This is a genomic window from Burkholderia sp. BCC0506 (assembly GCF_902833145.1).
In the GTDB taxonomy this organism is placed as follows: domain Bacteria; phylum Pseudomonadota; class Gammaproteobacteria; order Burkholderiales; family Burkholderiaceae; genus Burkholderia.
This window is the reverse complement of sequence record NZ_CADFEN010000015.1, coordinates 131540-152203: the sequence shown is the minus strand read 5'-3', so window position 1 is coordinate 152203 and position 20664 is coordinate 131540. Positions and strand designations below refer to the sequence as shown.

The 20664-nt window shown below is 67.5% G+C and carries 19 protein-coding genes, 1 other RNA gene and 1 pseudogene; 8 read left to right on the top strand and 13 right to left on the bottom strand.

Annotation, left to right across the window (positions count from 1 at the left end; genetic code table 11):
• Positions 1–3: 3 nt before the first annotated feature.
• The 3 genes and pseudogenes from HWX62_RS29180 to HWX62_RS29175 form a co-directional block, all read left to right on the top strand.
• Positions 4–747, top strand: a pseudogene (locus tag HWX62_RS29180) (oxygenase MpaB family protein); the annotation flags it as partial.
• Positions 695–961: a hypothetical protein gene (locus tag HWX62_RS33350; RefSeq protein ID WP_347879946.1), complete on the top strand. Its 267-nt coding sequence runs from the start codon at positions 695–697 to the stop codon at positions 959–961. The pseudogene HWX62_RS29180 and the gene HWX62_RS33350, both read left to right, overlap by 53 nt.
• Positions 962–1114: 153 nt before the next feature.
• Positions 1115–2239 (top strand): ParB/Srx family N-terminal domain-containing protein, encoded by a 1125-nt coding sequence (locus HWX62_RS29175; RefSeq protein WP_175927655.1) that lies wholly within the window; start codon positions 1115–1117, stop codon positions 2237–2239.
• Between the two features lie 61 nt (positions 2240–2300).
• Here HWX62_RS29175 and HWX62_RS29170 read toward each other — a convergent pair whose 3' ends face one another.
• From HWX62_RS29170 to tyrS, 3 genes are read right to left on the bottom strand one after another with little or no spacing between them, the layout of a single operon-like run.
• A complete protein-coding gene (locus HWX62_RS29170; protein WP_175927654.1) occupies positions 2301–2966 on the bottom strand; it encodes a histidine phosphatase family protein in 666 nt (221 codons plus the stop codon).
• Positions 2967–2989: 23 nt separating this feature from the next.
• Positions 2990–3448 (bottom strand): D-aminoacyl-tRNA deacylase, encoded by a 459-nt coding sequence (gene dtd, locus HWX62_RS29165; RefSeq protein ID WP_006483442.1) that lies wholly within the window; start codon positions 3446–3448, stop codon positions 2990–2992.
• Positions 3445–4686 carry a tyrosine--tRNA ligase gene (gene tyrS / locus HWX62_RS29160; RefSeq protein WP_175927653.1) on the bottom strand — a complete coding sequence of 414 codons (1242 nt, stop codon included), beginning with the start codon at positions 4684–4686 and terminating at the stop codon, positions 3445–3447. Before tyrS ends, dtd begins: the two co-directional genes overlap by 4 nt.
• A gap of 142 nt (positions 4687–4828) precedes the next feature.
• On the opposite strand from tyrS, the gene HWX62_RS29155 reads away from it, so the two are divergent.
• A complete protein-coding gene (locus tag HWX62_RS29155; RefSeq protein ID WP_175927652.1) occupies positions 4829–5977 on the top strand; it encodes an anhydro-N-acetylmuramic acid kinase in 1149 nt (382 codons plus the stop codon).
• A 108-nt stretch (positions 5978–6085) separates the two neighbouring features.
• Here HWX62_RS29155 and erpA read toward each other — a convergent pair whose 3' ends face one another.
• The 4 genes from erpA to rplM are packed head-to-tail and all read right to left on the bottom strand — an operon-like array spanning position 6086 to position 7507.
• Positions 6086–6457 carry an iron-sulfur cluster insertion protein ErpA gene (gene erpA / locus HWX62_RS29150; protein WP_175927651.1) on the bottom strand — a complete coding sequence of 124 codons (372 nt, stop codon included), beginning with the start codon at positions 6455–6457 and terminating at the stop codon, positions 6086–6088.
• A 19-nt stretch (positions 6458–6476) separates the two neighbouring features.
• A complete protein-coding gene (locus HWX62_RS29145) occupies positions 6477–6665 on the bottom strand; it encodes a hypothetical protein (RefSeq protein ID WP_175927554.1) in 189 nt (62 codons plus the stop codon).
• Between the two features lie 9 nt (positions 6666–6674).
• Positions 6675–7067: a 30S ribosomal protein S9 gene (gene rpsI, locus HWX62_RS29140; RefSeq protein ID WP_011883283.1), complete on the bottom strand. Its 393-nt coding sequence runs from the start codon at positions 7065–7067 to the stop codon at positions 6675–6677.
• A gap of 11 nt (positions 7068–7078) precedes the next feature.
• Positions 7079–7507 carry a 50S ribosomal protein L13 gene (gene rplM / locus HWX62_RS29135; RefSeq protein WP_009687896.1) on the bottom strand — a complete coding sequence of 143 codons (429 nt, stop codon included), beginning with the start codon at positions 7505–7507 and terminating at the stop codon, positions 7079–7081.
• A gap of 311 nt (positions 7508–7818) precedes the next feature.
• Between rplM and HWX62_RS29130 the strand changes: the two genes are divergently transcribed.
• Together HWX62_RS29130 and HWX62_RS29125 are read left to right on the top strand one after the other, a co-directional pair.
• The gene (locus tag HWX62_RS29130; protein WP_175927650.1) at positions 7819–8124 is read left to right on the top strand and encodes a DUF1090 family protein; all 306 of its coding nucleotides are present in this window, start codon (positions 7819–7821) and stop codon (positions 8122–8124) included.
• 410 nt (positions 8125–8534) lie between these two features.
• Entirely contained in the window at positions 8535–8999 is a 465-nt protein-coding gene (locus HWX62_RS29125; protein WP_012492957.1) for an OsmC family protein, read from the top strand.
• Positions 9000–9066: 67 nt separating this feature from the next.
• Here the strand turns inward: HWX62_RS29125 and rnpB are convergent.
• The 3 genes from rnpB to pyrC form a co-directional block, all read right to left on the bottom strand.
• Positions 9067–9478, bottom strand: an RNA gene (gene rnpB, locus HWX62_RS29120) — RNase P RNA component class A.
• Positions 9479–9490: 12 nt separating this feature from the next.
• Entirely contained in the window at positions 9491–10369 is an 879-nt protein-coding gene (locus tag HWX62_RS29115) for a DUF3025 domain-containing protein (RefSeq protein ID WP_175927649.1), read from the bottom strand.
• On the bottom strand, positions 10366–11430 hold the full coding sequence (pyrC, locus tag HWX62_RS29110) for a dihydroorotase (RefSeq protein ID WP_175927648.1): 1065 nt from the start codon (positions 11428–11430) through the stop codon (positions 10366–10368). The genes HWX62_RS29115 and pyrC overlap by 4 nt, the downstream gene beginning before the upstream one ends.
• Before the next feature lie 205 nt (positions 11431–11635).
• On the opposite strand from pyrC, the gene HWX62_RS29105 reads away from it, so the two are divergent.
• Complete coding sequence (locus HWX62_RS29105) at positions 11636–12550, top strand: class II glutamine amidotransferase (protein WP_175927647.1); 915 nt, start codon at positions 11636–11638, stop codon at positions 12548–12550.
• Positions 12551–13163: 613 nt separating this feature from the next.
• Positions 13164–18428 carry an autotransporter outer membrane beta-barrel domain-containing protein gene (locus tag HWX62_RS29100; protein ID WP_175985302.1) on the top strand — a complete coding sequence of 1755 codons (5265 nt, stop codon included), beginning with the start codon at positions 13164–13166 and terminating at the stop codon, positions 18426–18428.
• Between the two features lie 81 nt (positions 18429–18509).
• Here HWX62_RS29100 and HWX62_RS29095 read toward each other — a convergent pair whose 3' ends face one another.
• Genes HWX62_RS29095 through HWX62_RS29085 form a run of 3 tightly spaced genes read right to left on the bottom strand, consistent with a single transcriptional unit; the run spans position 18510 to position 20649 of the window.
• Positions 18510–19235 carry an amino acid ABC transporter ATP-binding protein gene (locus HWX62_RS29095; protein WP_175923109.1) on the bottom strand — a complete coding sequence of 242 codons (726 nt, stop codon included), beginning with the start codon at positions 19233–19235 and terminating at the stop codon, positions 18510–18512.
• Positions 19232–19909 (bottom strand): glutamate/aspartate ABC transporter permease GltK, encoded by a 678-nt coding sequence (gene gltK / locus HWX62_RS29090; RefSeq protein WP_175927645.1) that lies wholly within the window; start codon positions 19907–19909, stop codon positions 19232–19234. The genes HWX62_RS29095 and gltK overlap by 4 nt, the downstream gene beginning before the upstream one ends.
• Positions 19909–20649 (bottom strand): amino acid ABC transporter permease, encoded by a 741-nt coding sequence (locus tag HWX62_RS29085; protein WP_006476908.1) that lies wholly within the window; start codon positions 20647–20649, stop codon positions 19909–19911. The genes gltK and HWX62_RS29085 overlap by 1 nt, the downstream gene beginning before the upstream one ends.
• Between the last annotated feature and the right edge of the window lie 15 nt (positions 20650–20664).

Here is a 20664-nt window from a genome sequence, read left to right as displayed (position 1 = left end):
GCCATGACGACGCCGCCCAGCCGCCACCCCACCGCATCCGCGCCGGGCCCGCGCTGGGCCGAGCCGATCCGCAAGCGGCTCGTGGCCGGCATCACGCACCTGACGGCGGGCGGCGGCGGCCCGTCGATCGATCTGTCTTCGCCGCCTGGCGACCCGGGGCTGTTCGGCCCCGACGCCGTCTGCTGGCGCGTGCATGCCGATTTCACGTCGATGATGACGGGCGGCATCGCCGCGCTGCTGCTGCAGGCGCTCCACCCGCTCGCGCTCGCGGGTGTCTGGGATCATTCGTCGTTCCGCACCGACATCTTCGGCCGCTTGCGGCGCACCGCCACGTTCATCACGGGCACGACGTTCGGCAGCCGCGCGGACGCGCTCGCGCTGATCGAGCGCGTGAAAGCGATCCATGCGCACATCTCGGGCAGCGCGCCGGACGGACGACCGTACCGCGCCGACGATCCTGCGTTGCTGACCTGGGTGCATGTCGCCGAAGTATCAAGCTTCCTCGCCGCGCATCTGCGTTACGTGAATCCGGCGCTGCCGGGCGAACTGCAGGACCGCTATTACGCGGAGACGGCACTGATCGCCGAGCTGCTCGGCGCCGAAGCGGTTCCGCGTTCGCGCGCCGAGGTGGCGGCCTACCTCGCGCGCATGCTGCCTGCCAGAACTCGAAGCCGGGCCGCGCACGTTCGACGTGATGTCCATCCTGCTGAATGTGCCGGTCGCGAAGCCGGCGCTGCGGCCTGCCGCGTCGCTGGTGATGCATGCCGGGATCGACCTGCTGCCGCCGTGGGCGCAGCGCATGCTGCGCGTATCGGCGTTCGCGCCGCTGCGGCGCGCGGTGGTCCGGCCCGGCATACGTGCCGTCGCCCCCGTGCTGCGCTGGGCGCTCGTCAACGGTGCGTCGAAGCGTGCGCGCCGCCGCGCGACGGCCGCCCCGTCCGACGGCGCCCCGCCCGCCTGACGATCCGCTTCTTCGGATCATTTCAATTTACTGTCAAATACCTGTGACAAGCTGACACGCTTGCACCCGCGCACGGTCGCACGTCGTGCCCGTCCCGCACGCCCGTGACCCGCGCGGCGCCCTGCCACCCGTTACCGACGCCCGACGCCCGCGATGCCACGCCTGCCGATCCGTTTCGCCCTTGCCGCCAGTCTGTCCGCCGTCTTCGCCCTCGCCGCGTGCGGAGGCGACGATGTCGCCGCCGTCGCGCGCACGGACGCGCAGTCGCCGTCCGGCGGCACGACGACGCCGGCCCCCACGCCGCCCGCCACCAACCCGCCCCAACCGGGCAAGTGGAAAGCCGCCCGCGCCGGCGACCTGATCGACGTGACGCTCGGCGATCTCCATCCGACGCAGGGGGCGATCGGCTACGACCAGATCTATTACAAGCTCGGCCGCTACGAATTGCAGCCCGACAAGAAGTTCGACGACTTCTGCGCCGACGAAGGCCTTGGCGGCGTCGCATCGAGCGGCTACACGGCCCGATCGTCGCTGCGCGAGCCGGCAAGCTACACGTGCGCGACGACCGACGCGAACGCGCGCGACCGCTCGGTGCTGAACCCCGTCGTGATCGGCCCGAACGGCGATGCGCTGTACCTGACCGACGGTCACCACGGCCTGTCGACCTATTACGAGACGCCGGACGGCGGCCCGACGCTGCACGTGCACGTCGTCGTCAAGGACAACCTCAGCGACTACGCGGGGGACGCATTCTGGCAGCAGATGCAAAGCCGCGGCTATCTGCGCCTGAAGGACGGCGACGGCAAGCCGATCACGACCGCGCAACTGCCGACCGGCCTCGGCCTGACACGCGGGATGACGAACGACCGCTACCGGTCGCTCGTCTATTTCACGCGCGACATCGGCTACAGCAAACCCGCCCAGGCGACCGACTACCTCGAGTTCTACTGGGCCGACTGGCTGCGCGCGCAGCCGGGCACGTTCACGCTGGCCGGCTACGACCTGACGCGGCCCGGCGCGACCGATCCCGATCCGGCGAAGGCCGACACGGGCTACCTGAATGCCGTCTGGAATGCGTCGACGCGGATGGTCGCGGCCACGGACCCGGTGATCGACGGCAAGACGGGTGCCGACCTCGGGCGCGCCGATGCGATCAACGGCGGGAAGAAATACAGCAAGGGGGAATTCGACAAGCTGCGCCAGCCGATCACGGCCGACAAGCCCGGCAAGATCGCGTACGCGCTCGACTACAAGACGCGTCACGGGCTGCCGCGGTAAGCGTCACGCGGAAGAAGACAAGGGAGCCCCGGGCCGGCCAGGCCGGACGGGGCAGGCATGCTCAGAGCACCTTGCGGTACCCGTCGTCATCGTCGCTCGCAGCGTCGAGATGCGACACGTCGGCCCACTTCACGACCTGCGCACGGCCATCCGCGTAATCGACGACGTTGATGCTGGTGTTGAGCAACTGATAGGTGCGCGGCGCCGACAGCTCGATCCCGTTCGCGAAGCGATACACGCAATCGAGCACGCCGCCGTGCGCGACGCACGCGATCCGGCCGCCCGGATGCGCGGCGACGATCGGTTCGAGCGCATGCAGCACGCGGTGATAGAACTCGCGCTGCGACTCGCCGCCCTCCGGCGCGAAACCCGGATCGCGCGTCTGCCACGCCGCATACGCGTCCGGAAATAACGCTTCGATCTCGGTGCTGTCGTGCCCCTGGAACGCGCCGTACGAGCGTTCGCGCAACCCTTCGCGCAGCAGCAGCGGCAGCCCGAGCGCATCGGCAAAGGGTTGCGCGGTCTGTTGCGCGCGCATCAGGTCGCTCGAATACACGGCGTCGATCCGCGCGCCGTCGCGCGCCTCCCGCCCGAGCCGGGCGGCCAGCCGCTGCGCCTGCGCGAGCCCCGTGTCGGCCAGCGGGATGTCGATATGCCCCTGGATGCGCTTGATGCGGTTCCAGGCCGTCTCGCCATGGCGGATGAAAAGAATCTGCGTGGTGGCCATCGCGGCGCGTCTCCGGGGAAGAATCAGGGCCGCACTTGCAGCCAGAACGTCACGGGGCCGTCGTTGACGAGCGATACCTGCATGTCGGCGCCGAACTCGCCCGTCTCGACGACGGGATGGCGCGCCCGCGCGGCCGCGACGAAATAGTCGAACAGCCGCGCGCCTTCGTCGGGCGGCGCGGCCGGCGTGAAGCTCGGACGCAGCCCGCTGTTGGTATCGGCCGCGAGCGTGAACTGCGACACGAGCAGCAGGCCGCCCGCGCGGCCTTCGCCGTCGATGTTCGACACCGGCAGGTTCATCTTGCCGGCCGCGTCGCTGAACACGCGGTAGCCGAGCAGCTTCGCGAGCAGCTTGTCGGCCGCGGCCTCGGTATCGCCGCGCTCCGCACAGACCAGCGCGAGCAGGCCCGCGCCGATCTCGCCCGTCGTGCGGCCGCCGACGCGCACGTCGGCGCGCGTCACGCGCTGGATCAGCGCGATCATGCGGTCAGCGTGACGCGCGCGAAGCGGCGCTTGCCGACCTGCACGACGAACTCGCCGGCCTCGACCTTCAGGCCCTTGTCCGACACGGTTGCGCCGTCGATCTTCACGCCGCCCTGCTCGATGTTGCGCAGCGCTTCGCTCGTCGACGGCACGAGGCCGGCCTGCTTCAGCAACTGACCGATCGCCAGCGGCGCGCCGGCCAGCGTGACCGACGGAATGTCGTCCGGCACGCCACCCTTCGCGCGGTGGTTGAAGTCCTCGAGCGCGCGCTCGGCGTCGGCCTGCGAATGGAAGCGCGCGACGATTTCCTGCGCGAGCAGCACCTTGAAGTCGCGCGGGTTGCGGCCGCCTTCGGCCTCGCGCTTGAAGCCGACGATCTCGTCGAGGCTGCGGAACGACAGCAGTTCGAAGTAACGCCACATCAGCGTGTCCGAGATGCTCATCAGCTTGCCGAACATGTCGGTCGGCTTCTCGCTGATGCCGACGTAGTTGCCCTTCGACTTCGACATCTTCTCGACGCCGTCGAGGCCTTCGAGCAGCGGCATCGTCAGGATGCACTGCTGTTCCTGGCCGTACTGCTTCTGCAGTTCGCGGCCGACCAGCAGATTGAACTTCTGGTCGGTGCCGCCGAGTTCGAGATCGGCGTTCAGCGCGACCGAATCGTAGCCCTGCATCAGCGGGTACAGGAATTCGTGGATCGAGATCGGCACGCCGCCCTGGAAGCGCTTCGTGAAATCCTCGCGCTCGAGGATCCGCGCGACCGTGTAGCGCGACGCGAGCTTGATCATCCCGTCCGCGCCGAGCGGCATCGACCATTCGCTGTTGTAGCGGATCTCGGTCTTGTCGCGATCGAGCACGAGCGCGGCCTGCTCGAAGTAGGTCTTCGCATTCGATTCGATCTGCTCGCGCGTGAGCGGCGGGCGCGTCGCGTTGCGGCCCGACGGATCGCCGATCAGCGACGTGAAATCGCCGATCAGGAAGATCACCGTGTGACCGAGGTCCTGCAACTGACGCATCTTGTTCAGCACGACCGTATGGCCGATGTGGATATCCGGCGCGGTCGGGTCGAGGCCGAGCTTGATGCGCAGCGGCGTGCCCGTGGCTGCGCTGCGCGCGAGCTTCTGCGCGAACTCTTCCTCGATCAGCAGCTCGTCGACGCCGCGCTTCGTGACGGCGAGCGCATGCCGGACTTCGTCGGTGATCGGGAAAACGGGCTTGGAACTGGGTTCGGTGCTCATCGGTGCCAGGAAGAATGTCGCAAAAACAGGGATTTTCCCATAACTTGCGCGCGCATCGCTTAACGGCGCGTCACGTTGCGCGGATAATCGGGCGCAAGGCGCGCGGCACCGGCCCGCGCCGCACGATCCAGGAGAACCCAACGTGCCGCAACGACAGCCGCAGCATGCCGATCCGGCAGACGGCATCTACTTCGGGCTGATGTCGGGAACCAGCATGGACGGCGTCGACGGCGTCGCCGTGCGTTTCGAGGCCGGCCGCGCGCCGGTCGTGCTCGCCGAAGCATTCGTCGGCTTCGCGCAATCGCTGCGCGATGCGCTGTTCGCGCTGCAACAGCCCGGCGACAACGAGATCGACCGCGAATCGCTCGCGGCGAATGCGCTCGTCACACGCTATGCGGTGTGCTGCCATGAATTGCAGCGCACGGCCGGGCTGTCGCGCGACGAGATCCGCGCGATCGGCGTGCACGGCCAGACGGTGCGCCATCGCCCCGAGCGCGGCTATACGCGCCAGCTCAACAACCCGGCACTGCTCGCCGAGCTGACCCAGGTCGACGTGATCGCCGATTTCCGCAGCCGCGATGTGGCCGCGGGCGGCCACGGCGCGCCGCTCGCGCCGGCCTTCCATGCGACGGTATTCGGCGCGCCGGGCGAAACGCGCGTCGTCTGCAATCTCGGCGGGATCAGCAACATCACGATCCTGCCCGGCGCCGGCGGCGACGTGCGCGGCTTCGACTGCGGCCCCGCGAACGCGCTGATCGATGCATGGGCGACCCGCCATCTGGGCAAGCCGTACGACGACGGCGGGAAGTTCGCCGCACGCGGCACCCTCCACGCGCCGCTGCTCGACGCGCTGCTCGACGAACCGTATTTCACCGCGCCGCCGCCGAAAAGCACCGGGCGCGACCTGTTCAATCCCGCATGGCTCGATGCGAAGCTCGCCGCGTTCCCGCAGGTTGCGCCGGAGGACGTGCAGGCGACGCTCACCGCGCTCACCGCCGTATCGGTGGCGCGCGAAATCGCGCAGCACGCACCGGGCTGCAAGGCCGTCTTCGTATGCGGCGGCGGCGCCCGCAATCCGGTGCTGCTCGACGCGCTCCGGCACGCGCTGAGCGAGGCCGGCGTGCCGGCCACCGTCGAGACGACGGCCGCGCTCGGCGTGCCGCCGCAGCAAGTCGAAGCGCTCGCGTTCGCGTGGCTCGCGTACCGCTTCACCGCGCGCCAGCCGGGCAATCTCGCGACGGTCACCGGCGCAGCCGGCAATCGCGTGCTCGGCGCGCTCTATCCGCGTTGAGGCGATACCCGCCGCGCGGCGGGTGTGGAAGGATGAATGCGCATGAAAAAACGGGGCATGAAGCCCCGTTTTTTCATTCCGGCGAACCGGCGTGGATCTGATGTGCGCTCAGACCGAGAACGACGAACCGCACCCGCAGGTGGTGGTCGCGTTCGGGTTCTTGATCACGAACTGGGCGCCGTTGAGGTCGTCCTTGTAGTCGATCTCGGCGCCGACCAGGTACTGGTAGCTCATCGAGTCGATCAGGAGCTGGACGCCGTTCTTGTCCATCACGGTGTCGTCCTCGTTGACTTCCTCGTCGAACGTGAAGCCGTACTGGAAGCCGGAACAGCCGCCACCCTGCACGAACACGCGCAGCTTCAGGTCGGGATTGCCCTCTTCGTCGATCAGTTGCTTGACCTTGTCGGCCGCGGCGTCGGTGAAGACGAACGGCATCGGCATATCGGTCGTCGTTGCTGCGGATTCGGTAACAGCGTTCATTCGAACTCTCCAAAAAGCTTTAGCCGCTATTGTAGGGCCGATCAGAAGATCGTGCTGAAGTCCATGAAATCAATAGGTTCTTGTCGATTTCATCAAGCGCGCCCGCACGGGCGGCCGCGGCGGCGGCCGGGAAGCGGGCATAAAAAAACCGCCAGCGTGAAAGCTGGCGGTTTTTCCGGCGGACGCCGCCCGAAAGCGGCGAGGCCATGAAGCGGAATTAACGCTTCGAGAACTGCTTTGCGCGGCGTGCCTTGCGCAGACCGACCTTCTTACGCTCGACTTCACGCGCATCGCGCGTGACGAAGCCTGCGTTCGACAGCGACGGCTTCAGCGTCGCATCGTAGTCGATCAGTGCACGGGTGATGCCGTGGCGCACTGCGCCTGCCTGACCCGTTTCGCCGCCGCCGTTGACGTTGACCTTGATGTCGAACGTCTGGCCGTGGTTCGTGAGTTCCAGCGGTTGGCGCACGATCATCAGCGACGTTTCGCGCGAGAAGTAGTCAGCGATGGGCTTGCCGTTGACGATGATGTCGCCCTTGCCAGCCTTGATGAAGACACGTGCGACTGCGCTCTTGCGGCGGCCCGTACCGTAGTTCCAGTTACCGATCATGTGGGCTCCCCTTAGATCTCGAGCGCCTTCGGCTGTTGAGCCGAGTGCGGATGCGTCGCTTCTGCGTAGACCTTCAGCTTCTTGATCATCGCGTAGCCGAGCGGGCCCTTCGGCAGCATGCCCTTGACCGCCTTCTCGAGCGCGCGGCCCGGGAAGCGTTCCTGCATCTTGCCGAACGTCGTTTCATAGATACCGCCCGGGTAGCCCGAGTGACGGTAGTACTTCTTGTCCAGCGTCTTGTTGCCCGTGACCTTCAACTTGCTCGCGTTGATGATGATGATGAAATCACCAGTGTCGACGTGCGGGGTGAACTCAGGCTTGTGCTTGCCGCGCAGACGGCGTGCCACTTCGCTGGCAACACGGCCGAGAACCTTATCCGTCGCGTCAATCACGTACCATTCGCGCGTCACCTCATGGGCTTTTGCGGAAAACGTCTTCATGATCGATCCAAAAAAATTGCTTTGCCCGATGTGTTCTTCCTGCTTGTCTGTGTGCGCTTCGAGGCGCGGTGCAGGCTCTCCCTGTTCTTTTTCCGTGGGCATGAATGCGGAAAAGCCCTGAATTATAAAGGAAATACGGCTGCGTGGTCAAAGAGAATCCACGTCCCGTGTTCGCGGCGGCCGAAATGGGCCAAAATTCGATCGTGCCCCGACAAGCCAGGCGAACCGAGCGCCGGCGGGAGCACCCATCGACGCGCGGTACATGACCTTGCCGCGCCCGACCGGCCGAACCCGAAAAACAACAATCCAGCATGATGAAACAACGCCTTGCACCCTGCCTCGCGGCCGCCTTGCTGGCCGCCGCGGCGCCCGCCGTCGCCGCCCGCTCCGGCTGCGAAGCCAAGCTCGACGCACTCGACGCGCGCATCGCCGACGCCCGAACCGCCCATGCCGAAGACCGCGTCGCGCGCCTGCGCGCGGTGCGCGAACGCGTGCGCCACTTCTGCGCACGCGGCCATGGCCATGCGTCGGCCGTCCCCGCGCCGGCGCCCGACGCGGGCTCGCGCGGCATGCCGCCCGACGCGACGTCGCAGCCAGGCGCGCGCCAGCCCGCATGACGGTGTCGGCGCGCCCAAATCGGCTGCCGATGCTTGCATGGGACGAAAAAAAGCCCGAACGGCTGGTTCGGGCTTAATCCACCTTAGGAGGAGGGTGGAGGAGACATTCGGAGGTTGCCGCAGCGCGACAACCAATGGATCTCATTATACGAATACCCCGCCGACTTCACAAGAAAATTTGCATTACGAAATCCAATCCCACGATATGGGATCCCAGCAGGCGAGCACGCCAAAACAAATTCCCGTTTAAATTCAACAACATAGATTCTTCCGACACGACTCCAAAACGCCCCTTCCTAGAGCAAAACCCCTAAATCAAGCAGGGAAATCGCCGCTCGCCACCCCGCTCGCGCGGCACCGGCGTTGCACGTCGTGCAGCGCATCAGCCGACCGTTGCGCCGCGGGCTACAATGCCGGATCGAATTCGAATCAGGCAACGCTGGAGTGCAAGCATGGAATGCAAAGTAAGCTGGATGGGCCAGGACGGCATGGCGTTTTCCGCCGAGACCGGCAGCGGGCATCTCGTCACGATGGATGGCGCGCCGGAAGGCGGCGGCCACAACCTCGCGCCGCGTCCGATGGAAATGGTGCTGCTCGGCACCGGCGGCTGCACGGCCTATGACGTCGTGCTGATCCTGAAGAAGAGCCGCCAGGAAGTGACCGGCTGCTCGGTTACGCTGAAGGCCGAGCGCGCGAGCGAAGATCCGAAGGTGTTCACGAAGGTGCATTTCCACTTCACGGTCACCGGGCGCAACCTGAACCCGGCCACGGTCGAGCGCGCGATCAACCTGTCGCACGACAAGTACTGCTCCGCGTCGATCATGATCGCGAAGACGGCCGAACTCACGCATTCGTTCGACATCGTCGCCGCCTGAGCGCACGACGCGCGCATGAAAAAGGGCCGGCGCTCCGCACGGAGACGCCGGCCCTTTCGCATTCGAACGGCAAAGCAGGCCGATAAGCCGGATTCTGTGCACGCCGCGCGCCGAAGCACGCAGCGCGTGGCAGTCATTCCTCTAGGCGCGCCATTGCTGACGCGCTCAAGCTTCCTACCCGCAGACGAGACGGGGGCCCCGTCCTGCATCCGAAAATGCGCGCCTGCCTACTTGGAATTGCTCCGGGTGGAGGTTACCGTGCCGGCGAACGTCGCCGTCGCCGCGGTGCGCTCTTACCGCACCGTTTCACCCTTACCTGATCCCGGCTTGCGCCGGGCCATCGGCGGTTTGCTTTCTGTTGCCCTGTTCCGCGTGTCGCCACGGATGGCCGTTAGCCATCACCCTGCCCTGTGGAGTCCGGACTTTCCTCGCCCCCGCGCGCCCGAAGGCGGCGAGGCCGCGACTGCCTGGCCTGCTTTGCGACGCGCATTCTAGCACTGCGCGCCGCCGTCGGCAGCGCGCGAGCGGCGGCCGCGGCGAAACACGGCCGTGTCGTCGTAGAACGCGGCGTCGGCGTTCGCCGCGCACCAGCCCGGCACGCCGAGCACCGGCAACGGCGCGAAATCGCGGCTCGTCAGCGCGCGCGTCGCGAGTTCGGCGGCGATTCGCGCGTCGACGTGCGCGATCCGTTGCGCATCGGGCCATGAAAAATAGTCGGCGCTCACTTCGACGATCCACGCGTGCGCGGTGCAGGACTTGTAGGGGGCGACCAGCTGTTCGAGCAGCGCATGGCCGACGAGCCGCGCCTCGCAGCGCGTGCCCCACGCGTCGCGCGCGGCGATCAACAGCCGCGGCCAGTCGAAGCCGCGCAGCGCGTCGGCGAGCGCGCGCTCGGCGGTCACGAACAGCGCGGCGTTCTCGTCGAACAACGTCAACGCATCGCGCAATGCGCCGCGCACGGGGCCGACGCCGCCCGCCGCGTCGATCGCGGCGGCCTGGCGCGCGTTCAGCGCGGCCTTGGTGCGCGGGTACGCGAACCAGACGAGCGCATTGAAGAAGTCGTGAAGATTGTGGCGGGTCGGCACGCAGCCGGTGTCCGCGATATGGGTCTCGTACGCGACGCCGGGCGGCAGCTCGGCCTGCGGGACGAAGCGCAGCGGCCTGCCGCGACCGGTGACCCGATCGCCGTCGCGCAACGCGCCGGTCAACGCATCGAGCCACACGGCCTCGCCCGCCCGGGCGGCCGCCTGCCACTCACGGCCCGGCGCCGCGTAAGGCGCGAGCCACGGCGCGGACCAGTCGATCCGCGCGAAATCCGCCGACGCACGACCGGCCGCACGGCCGGATTCGCGCGGCGGCGCACCGGTCACGCGAGTTTCCAGCCGATCGTCTCCCCGCCGCGCAGCGGCACGACCGGCGTATCGCCCGCGAAGATCTCGCGCGGCAGTTCCCACGCCTCGCGGCGCAGCGTGACCGTCTCGGCGCTGCGCGGCAGCCCGTAGAAGTCGGCGCCGAAGAAGCTCGCGAACCCTTCCAGCTTGTCGAGCGCGCCGGCCGTGTCGAACGCTTCCGCGTACAGTTCGAGCGCGTGCAGCGCCGTGTAGCAGCCCGCGCAGCCGCACGCGGTTTCCTTCGCGTCGCGCGCATGCGGCGCGCTGTCGGTGCCGAGGAAGAAGCGCGGGTTGCCCGATGTCGCGGCCTCGACCAGCGCCACGCGATGCGTCTCGCGCTTCAGCACCGGCAGACAGTAGTAGTGCGGACGAATCCCGCCGACGAACAGCGCGTTGCGGTTGTACAGCAGGTGATGCGCGGTGATCGTCGCGCCGAGCAGGCCGGGCGCCGCGTCGGCATCGCGCACGTAGTCGGCCGCATCCTTCGTCGTGATGTGCTCGAACACGACCTTCAGGCCCGGGAAATCGCGGCGCAGCGGCGTCATCACGCGGTCGATGAACACCTTCTCGCGGTCGAACAGGTCGATCGACGCATCGGTCACCTCGCCGTGCACGAGCAGCGGCATGCCGGTTTCCTGCATCGCCTCGAGCGTCTTCGCGCATTTCGCGAGATCGGTGACGCCGTGGTCCGAATTCGTCGTGGCGCCTGCCGGATACAGCTTCACGCCGCGCACGAAGCCGCTTTCGCGCGCGCGGCGGATTTCGTCGGGCGGCGTGTTGTCGGTCAGGTACAGCGTCATCAGCGGTTCGAACGTCATCCCGGCCGGCAGCGCGGCGAGGATGCGCTCGCGATAGGCCTGCGCGTGCGCGGTGGTCGTGACCGGCGGCTTCAGGTTCGGCATGACGATGGCGCGGCCGAACTGGCGGGCGGTGTGCGGCAGCACGGCGGCGAGCATGTCGCCGTCGCGCAGGTGCAGGTGCCAGTCGTCGGGACGGGCGAGCGAAAGCGTCGCCGGGGAAGAAGCGTTCGAGGCAGTCATAGGAGGCGTCGTGAGGAACGGGCTTGCCATCGGCGGGGCCGGAACGCGCGTGCGCGGGCCGACTGACGGCAAACCGCAACACGGGGCCTTGGGCCAGCGGAATCCGCTTTTTACCGCTCAGGGCTCGGTGATATGCTAGAAGCCGCATTGTACCGGGGTTCGCCCGGTTCGTTACCCCCTGCTTCAGCCTGCCGCCCCACGTAAAATGTGCCAACTCCTAGGAATGAACTGCGCCGCGCCGACGGACGTCACATTCTCCTTCACAGGTTTCGCGGCCCGGGGCGGGCTCACCGATCACCATGCCGACGGCTGGGGCATCGCGTTCTTCGAGGACAAGGCCTGCCGCCTCTTCATCGATCACCAGGCCTCGGCCACGTCGCCGATCGCCGAAATGGTGAAGCGCTACCCGATCAAGTCGAAGAACACGATCGCGCACATCCGCAAGGCGACGCAAGGGCACATCCTGCTCGAGAACAGCCATCCGTTCATGCGCGAGCTGTGGGGCCGGCACTGGATCTTCGCGCATAACGGCGACCTGCAGGACTACGCGCCCGACATGGACGGCAGCGTCTACCATCCGGTCGGCACGACCGACAGCGAACGGGCGTTCTGCGTGCTGATGCAGGGGCTGCGCGAGGCCTTTCCCGGTGCGCAGCCGCCGCTGCCGGAGCTGTTCGAGCGAGTCGGCGAGCTGACGCGCGGCATCACCGATCACGGCGTGTTCAATTTCCTGATGTCGAACGGCCAGGCGCTCTTCGCGCACTGCTCGACACGGCTGCATTACCTCGTGCGGCGCTGGCCGTTCTCGACCGCGCATCTCGTCGACGAAGACCTGTCGATCGACTTCGCGAAATACACGACGCCCGAGGATCGCGTCGCGGTGATCGCGACGCAGCCGCTCACCGACAACGAAGTGTGGACCGCATTCGAGCCGGGCGAGCTGATCATGTTCCAGTGCGGCGACGTCGCCGCGCGGATGCAGATCCCGGTGCCCGAGCGCGTGCTCGAGAAGCTGCGCAACCCGTCGCTCGACGCGTCGGCGTCCGCGCCGCGCACGGCGGTTCGCGAAGCGCTCGCCACCGCGGCCGACGGCGATTCCGACGACGCGATCGATTTCTGACGCCGGCGCGGCATCGGCAGCGCCCGCTTTCCGCTCGTTTCCTGCCTGCCGCGCGAACTTCATCCGGCACCGTCGACAGCGCCCGCCATCCGCGCAAATCGCGTCGCTGCAGTCAATACGGTTTCATTTTGGGCATTGCCCGATGCAACCGATCGATGTCACGCAACATTCGCTTGATTTTATTAATTTACAAGCGAAAATAAATAAAATCCGAGACAAACAAAACAGCCAGCAATTAAAACATAATCCTCGAGCCGCATTTTAGTGCATCTCATCCGCCGGAACCGTGCGCTATCCCACCTACCCCGGCCACCCTTTCCGCTTTTAACACACCGCCCTCAAACCCGCACCGGCCATGGCGTTCGGTTCGATCAACCACACAAATCAAAAATACCACGCATTACGGTTCGCATCATTACAGTTTCCCATTTCTCGATAATCGACGGCCACTCGAATCAGTAGACTCCGCCCATCCTCGGTGTAACGAAACACGATTGGCGCGACACGCAGCCAGAGCCGCCGCACGCTCCTTCGGATTATTTGCCCACCGCGGAACGCGAATTCGCCGAATGGCGGCGAATGCCACTTCAAAAAGAAGAAAGAGGGGTATGTCGTGAATCACTCATTTCGATCGATATGGAGCGAGGCCGCCGGCTGCTGGGTCGCGGTCGCGGAAACGACTCGGGCGCGCGGCAAGCGTTCGGGCAGTGCATCGGGCTCAAGTCGTCACACCGCACGCGCAACGACGCGCCGGTTGCCACTGCGCGTCGCGGCGCTCGGCGCCGCACTGGCCGCGCTGTCGGCCGGCGCCGCGCACGCATCGACCTGCGGCAACGGCGCAACCGCCGCGAGCGGCGGCACCTGCGCACTCAGCAGCTTCAGCCCGACGATCAACGACCACGGCGTCGGTTCCGTGACCGTGTCGGGCGGCGACACGGTCGGCGTGACCGGCGCATGGGCCGGCTCGACCGGCGATGGCGGCTACACGCTCGCGCCGATCGGCAGCACGACCGTCGTATCGGGCAATCCGAACCAGCCGCTGCTGTCGCTCGGCGGCAAGACGTACAGCGTCAGCACGCCCGACTCGATCACCGGCACGCACACGTCGGTCGCGACCTACGACTCGTCCGCGTTCACCGCGTCGACGGCAGCCGCGGCCAACGTGCCGGTCTACCACGACGTGAACGGCAACCAGTACCTGGACGCACGCATCGGCACCGTCGGCCGCACCGGCGGCACGCTCGACGTGTCGGTCGGCAATCCGGCGAACGCACCCGATGCGCCCGGCAACGCGATCTCGATCGCCGCGAAGGATACCGACCTGACCTTCGCGGACGGCACCGGCTCCGCGAAAAGCATCGTGAACTGGAATTCGCGCAACCAGGTCTGGTTCACCACCGGCGACTATCTCGCGAACGGCGGCGCCGTCGGCAACCTCCAGCTCGACGTGCCGGCCTACGCGGGCACCTTCACCGCGTTCGACGGCAGCACGTGGAGCGTCACCGATGCCGCGTCGCTCGCCGCGTACAACGACTTTCTCGTGCGTTCGGTCCGCAACGGCGCGCTCGGCTCGCAGACCGCATACGACAACGCATTCGGCCAGGCCGTCACGTTCTCGCAGGAAACCTTCCAGTACCGGAACAACGTATCGGCGGGCGACAAGAACACGCTGCCGATCGATTTCCTGTCGGCGATGCACGGCACGGGCGCGAACGCGACGCTGCAGATCGGCAAGGACGGACAGATCGACTTCCGCGGCACCAACACGATCGTCTCGAGCTCGGCCGTCCTCGCGGAGGACGGCGCGCACTTCGTCAACGACGGGCGCCTGTCGGGCGACTTCACGCTCGTGCGCCTGCTGAGCGGTGCAAGCGGCGTCAACAACGGCACGATCTCGTCCGGCTATGCGTCCGGCGACAACTTCGACACGAGCGGCAGCGCGCCGCCGGCCAACTTCGGCTTCAACGCGTACACGGAGGGCAACGGCGTGTATGCGAGCGGTACGGGCACCTCGTTCGTGAACCACGGCGTGATGAACGTCGGCGCATGGACGCTCGACGGCAACCGGCCGGACCTGCAGAACTACGCAGTCGCCGCGGCGGACGGTGCGCGCGCGTCGAACAGCGGCACGATCAACGTCGGCGTGAATGCGACGACGCTCGACAGCCAGGTGATCGGCGGCCTCGTCGCCGGCGGCAGCTTCACGAACGAAGCCGGCGGCACGATCTATCTCGGCCGCTCGGCCCAGTACGCGCCCGGCGGCACGGCAGACGACGTCGCGCTGTCCGCGCACGGGTACGGCATCCTGCTCGGCGCGTCCGGCACCGCGAGCAATCTCGGCACGATCGTGATCGGCTCGCAGACGCAGAACGGCGCCGCGCTGGCGAGCATCGGCTCGACGTCCGGCACGCTCACCAACGCGGGCGCGATCGTCGTCAACGGCGCCGCGCCCGGCACGCCGCTCGCCAACGTCGGCATGCTCGCGGCCGACACCGCCGCGACCGTGACCAACACGGGCACGATCACGCTGAATGGCGTGAACGGCATCGGCATCATGGTCGTCGGCACCGGCGCGAACGCGACGGCCGCGACGTCGACCGGCACGATCGACGTGGCCGGCGGCCTCGATCCCGCATCGGGCACGCGCAACTACGGCGTCTGGGCGGAAGGGCCGCTCGCGAAGGCGACGCTCGACGGCGCGCTGAACCTGACGGGCACCGGCGCGATCGGCGTGCATGCCCGCTCGGGCGCGACGATCGACGTCGGCGCGAACGCCGTGCCGGCCTTCATGTCCGGCACGAACCAGATCGGCTTCTACGCATACGGCGCGGGCTCGAAAATCAACGTCGCCGCGCAGCACCTGAGCGTCGACACCGACGATTCGACGCTGTTCCGCGTCGCGGGCGGCGCGGCCTACACGGGCGCGTCGGCGGCCGGCGCGCTGACGACCGACGTCAACGGCCAGCGCGCGCGCGGTGTCGTCGCGACCGACGCCGGCACCACGCTGTCGACCGGCAACGCGGTGTACGACGTCAACGGCGCGAACGGCATCGCGATCGCGGTCGAAGGCGGCGCGAAGGGCACGATCGACGCGGGCGCGACGATCAACCTGAATGCGGCCGGCGCGACCGCGGGCGTGGTGGACGGCCAGGCGCACGACCTCGCGGGCGCGGCTGCCGGCGCGCCGGTCGCGACGACGCTGACCAACAATGCCGCCGTCACGTCGTCGACCGCCGGCGTGACGGGCTTCGTCGCGCAAAACCTCGGCACGCTCGAGAACCGCAGCACGGTGCTGCTGACCGGCGCCGGCTCGACGGGCGTCGTCGTCGGCACGCAAGGCACAGTGAGCAATGCCTCGACGATTCGCGTGTCGGACGGCACGGGCGCGCTCGTGCAGGGCGCGTCGGCCACGCTCGCCAATGCAGGTTCGATCGAAGCGGATGACGGTATCGCAGGCGTGCGCCTGACAGGGGCCGGCGCATCGGTCGCGCTGTCGGGCGCCGGCACCGTGAGCGCGAACGGCAGCGCCGACGGCGTGCTGATCGATTCGACCGTCACGGGAGGCGGCATCGCGGCCGGCACGACGTCGATCGCGGTCGGCGGTTCCGGCAGCGGGATCCGCAACCTCGGTGCGAATGCAACGATCGCGCTGGCCGGCACGCAGGTCGCCACGACCGGCAACGGCGCCGCCGGCGTCACGTCGACCGGCGCCGGCGCACGCATCGCGGCCGATGCGGCCACGGTCGTGCGCACGACCGGTGCCGGCGCGCTCGGCCTGTCCGTGTCGGGGGCCGATTCGACGCTCGCGGCCAACGGGACGACCGTCGCGACAGCCGGCACGAACGCGCATGCGATCGTGATGGACGGCGGCGCGACGGCGCTGCTGTCGGGCGTGAAAATTTCCGCGTCGGGCGCCGCGGCCGATGGCGTCGTCGCGCAAAACGGCGGCCGCATCGCCGATACGGGTTCGTCGCTCGCCAGCGCGGCCGGCAACGGCGCCACCGCGAACAGCGGCGGCGTGCTCGCATTGACCGGCACGGCGCTCACGGGTGCAACGGCCGGCGTGCTGACGTCGGACACGCTCGCGAACGGCGCGACCAGCTCGGTGCTCGTCGACGGCGGCAGCGTGACGTCCGTCGCCGGGCCGGCCTTCGCCGCACGCGGCGGCACGGCCGACATCGCGGTGCGCAACGGCACGGTCGTGTCGGCCGGCAACGGGACGCTGCTGAACCTCGCGAACGGCAGCAACGTGACGTTCGACGCATCGGCCGTGAACCTCGCGGGCGACATCGTTTCCGACGCAACGAGCACCGGCAACGTGTTCCTCGCGAACGGCACGACGCTGACCGGCAAGATCGATCCGGTCGCGCTGACCGTCGACGGCACGAGCACGTGGCGCATGACGGGCAGCTCGGTGCTGAGCAACCTGAACAACGCGGGCCTCGTCGCGTTCGCCGCGCCGACCGGCTCGCCGACGCTCGCCGGCAGCTACAAGACGCTGACGACCGGCGGCTACGTCGGCAACGGCGGCACGATCGCGCTGAACACGTATCTCGGCGCCGACGGGTCGCCGACCGACCGGCTGATCGTGAACGGCGGCGCGGCGAGCGGCACGACCGGCCTGAAGATCGCCAACACGGCCGGCACCGGCGCGCAGACGACCGGCGACGGGATTCCCGTGGTGGTCACGGCCAACGGCGGCACGACCGCCGCGTCGGCATTCCATCTCGCGGGCCCGGTCCAGGCCGGCGCATACGAGTACCGGCTCTATCGCGGCGGGCAAAGCGACGCGAACGGCTGGTACCTGCGTTCGCAGCTCGACCAGACCGACCCCGGCGATCCGATCCACCCGTCCGGCGGCGGCGGTAACGGAAATGGAAACGGGAATGGCAACGGCGGCGCGCTCGCGTATCGTCCGGGTGTCTCCGGCTACGCGATGACGCCGCTGCTGAACGCCGACTACGGCTTCTCGACGCTCGGCAGGCTGCACGAGCGCGTCGGCGACCTCTACAACGTCGAGAAGCAGCAGCCCGGCAATCGCGACGGCGTGTGGGGGCGCATCGGCGGCCAGAGCCTCGATGCGAACGCGGGGCGCTTCTCGGCCGACGAACGCACGTTCTTCGCGCAGTTCGGCAAGGACTGGACCCTCGACCAGGCGCCCAACGGCGCCGGCAGCACGCATGCGGGCGTGACGGCCAGCATCGGTACGTCGAATGCGAGCTTCAGCGACCTGGCGCGTGCGGGCTCGCCCAATCTGTCGACGTCGACCGGCTCGGTCGAGATGCACGCGCAGAGCGTCGGCGGCTACTGGACGCGCTACCTGTCCGACGGCACCTACTTCGACACCGTCGGGCAGGTCACGCACTACGGCAACCGCTATCGCGACAGCTACGGCAACGAGGCGTCGCAGAACGGCTTCGGCGTCGCGCTGTCGCAGGAAGTCGGCAAGCCGTTCGCGATCGGCACGTTGCCGGTCGCGGTCGAGCCGCAGGCGCAGCTGATGTATCAGTACCTGAAGCTGAACGGGTTCAACGACAACGTGTCGCCCGTATCGGGCACGACGTCGAATGCGCTGCGCGGCCGCGTCGGCGTGCGCCTCTTCCGGCCGAACCTCCAGTCGGACGCGGGCGGCGGCGCCGCGACGCCGTACTTCACGGCCGACGTGCTGCACGACTTCCTGTCGCCGGGGCAAACCGTGGTCGGCGGCACGCCGTTCGCGACGCATCTCGGGCGCACCTGGTACGAGCTCGGCGTCGGCGTGACCGCCGGCTTCGGCAAGTCGGGCGAGCTGTACGCGAATGCGAAGATCGCGCGCAACATCGGCGGCGACTACCGTCGCGGGATCGTCGGGCAGGTCGGCTACCGGTACAGCTGGTAACGCCCGGCGGCGGACGAAAAAAAACCGCCCGGCGGCATGCCGGGCGGTTTTCGCATCGATGCGCGCAAGACGCGCGAATGCTCAGTGCAGGATCTTCGCGAGGAAGTCCTTCGCGCGGTCCGATTTCGGGTTCGAGAAGAAATCATCCTTGCGGTCGTCCTCGACGATCGCGCCCTTGTCCATGAAGATCACGCGATGCGCGACCTTCTTCGCGAAGCCCATCTCGTGCGTGACGACCATCATCGTCATCCCTTCCTGCGCGAGTTCGACCATCACGTCGAGCACTTCGTTGATCATCTCGGGGTCGAGCGCGGACGTCGGTTCGTCGAACAGCATCGCGATCGGGTCCATCGACAGCGCGCGCGCGATCGCGACCCGCTGCTGCTGGCCGCCCGACAGCTGGCCCGGAAACTTGTGCGCATGCGCCTTCAGGCCGACGCGATCGAGCAGCTTCAGCCCCTTGTCGGCCGCTTCGTCCTTGCCGCGGCCGAGCACCTTGATCTGCGCGAGCGTCAGGTTCTCGGTGATCGACAGGTGCGGGAACAGCTCGAAATGCTGGAACACCATCCCGACCTTCGAGCGCAGCTTCGACAGGTTCGTCTTCTTGTCGCCGACCGACTGGCCGTTCACGAGGATCTCGCCCTGCTGGAACGGCTCGAGGCCGTTCACGGTCTTGATCAGCGTCGACTTGCCCGAGCCCGACGGGCCGCACACGACGACCACCTCGCCTTTCTTGACCTCGGTCGTGCAGTCGGTAAGGACCTGAAACTGGCCGTACCACTTCGAAACGTTCTTGATGGAAATCATCTTGTGACCTTTTTCTGGAGACCTTTGACGAGGGCAGACGCCACCGAGCAAATCACGAAATAGCATGCACCCGCGAACAGGACCATCTCGACGGTCGTGCCGTCGCGATCGCCGATGTTGGCGGCCGTGCGGAAGAAGTCCGCGAGACTGATCACGTACACGAGCGACGTATCCTGGAACAGGACGATCGCCTGCGTGAGCAGCAGCGGCACCATCGCGCGGAACGCCTGCGGCAGGATCACGAGGCGCATCGCCTGCGCGTAGTTCATGCCGAGCGCGAACGCGGCGTTCACCTGCCCGCGCGGCACCGCCTGGATGCCGGCGCGGATGATCTCGGAATAATACGCGGCTTCGAACAACGAGAACGCGACCATGGCCGACGCGAGCCGGATGTCGATCGTCGGCGACAGCCCGAGCACGCCCTGCAGCACCTGCGGCACGATCAGGAAGAACCACAGCAGCACCATCACGAGCGGGATCGAGCGGAACACCGTCACGTACGCCTTCGCGAACCACGCGAGCGGCTTCACGCCGGACAGCCGCAGCAGCGCGAGCAGCGTGCCCCAGACGATCCCGACCACGATCGCGATCAGCGTGATCTTGAACGTGACGACCGCGCCGGACCACAGCGTCGGAATCGCGCCGGGAATACTACTCCAGTCGAACTGATGCATCACTTGCCTCCGATATAGCCGGGCAGCCGCGTACGGCCTTCGATCCAGCGCATGAACGCCATCACGACGAGGTTGATCAGCACGTACGCGAGCGTCACCGCGATGAACGACTCGTAGGTCTGCGCGGTGTAGTCGACGAGCTGGCGCGCCTGCGCGGACAGGTCGAGCAGGCCGATCGTCGACGCGACGGCGGAGTTCTTGAAGATGTTCAGGAATTCCGACGTGAGCGGCGGCACGATGATCCGGTACGCGACGGGCAGCAGCACGTAGCGATAGGTCTGCCATTGCGTGAAGCCCATCGCGAGGCCGGCCGCGCGCTGGCCCTTCGGCAGCGCGTTGATCCCCGAGCGCACCTGTTCGCACACGCGCGCGCCCGTGAACAGGCCGAGACAGACGATCGACGCGGTAAAGAACTGCGTGCCGGGCGGCAACTGCTTGATCCAGGTGCCGATCGACGCAGGCAGCAACTCGGGTATCACGAGATACCAGACGAAGAACTGCACGATCAGCGGAATGTTCCGGAAGATCGACACGTATACGGTGCCGATCGCGGCGAGCCATTTGTTCGGCACGGTGCGCAGCACGCCGAACAGCGACCCGACGATCAGCGCGATGACCCAGGCGACGAGCGACACTTCGATCGTCACCCAGAAGCCGGACATCAGCCATCCGAAATAAGTCGTCGGCTCGCCGGTCGACACGGGGCTCAGGAAGATGCCCCAGTTCCAGTGGTAAGACATGGGCAAGACTCCAGC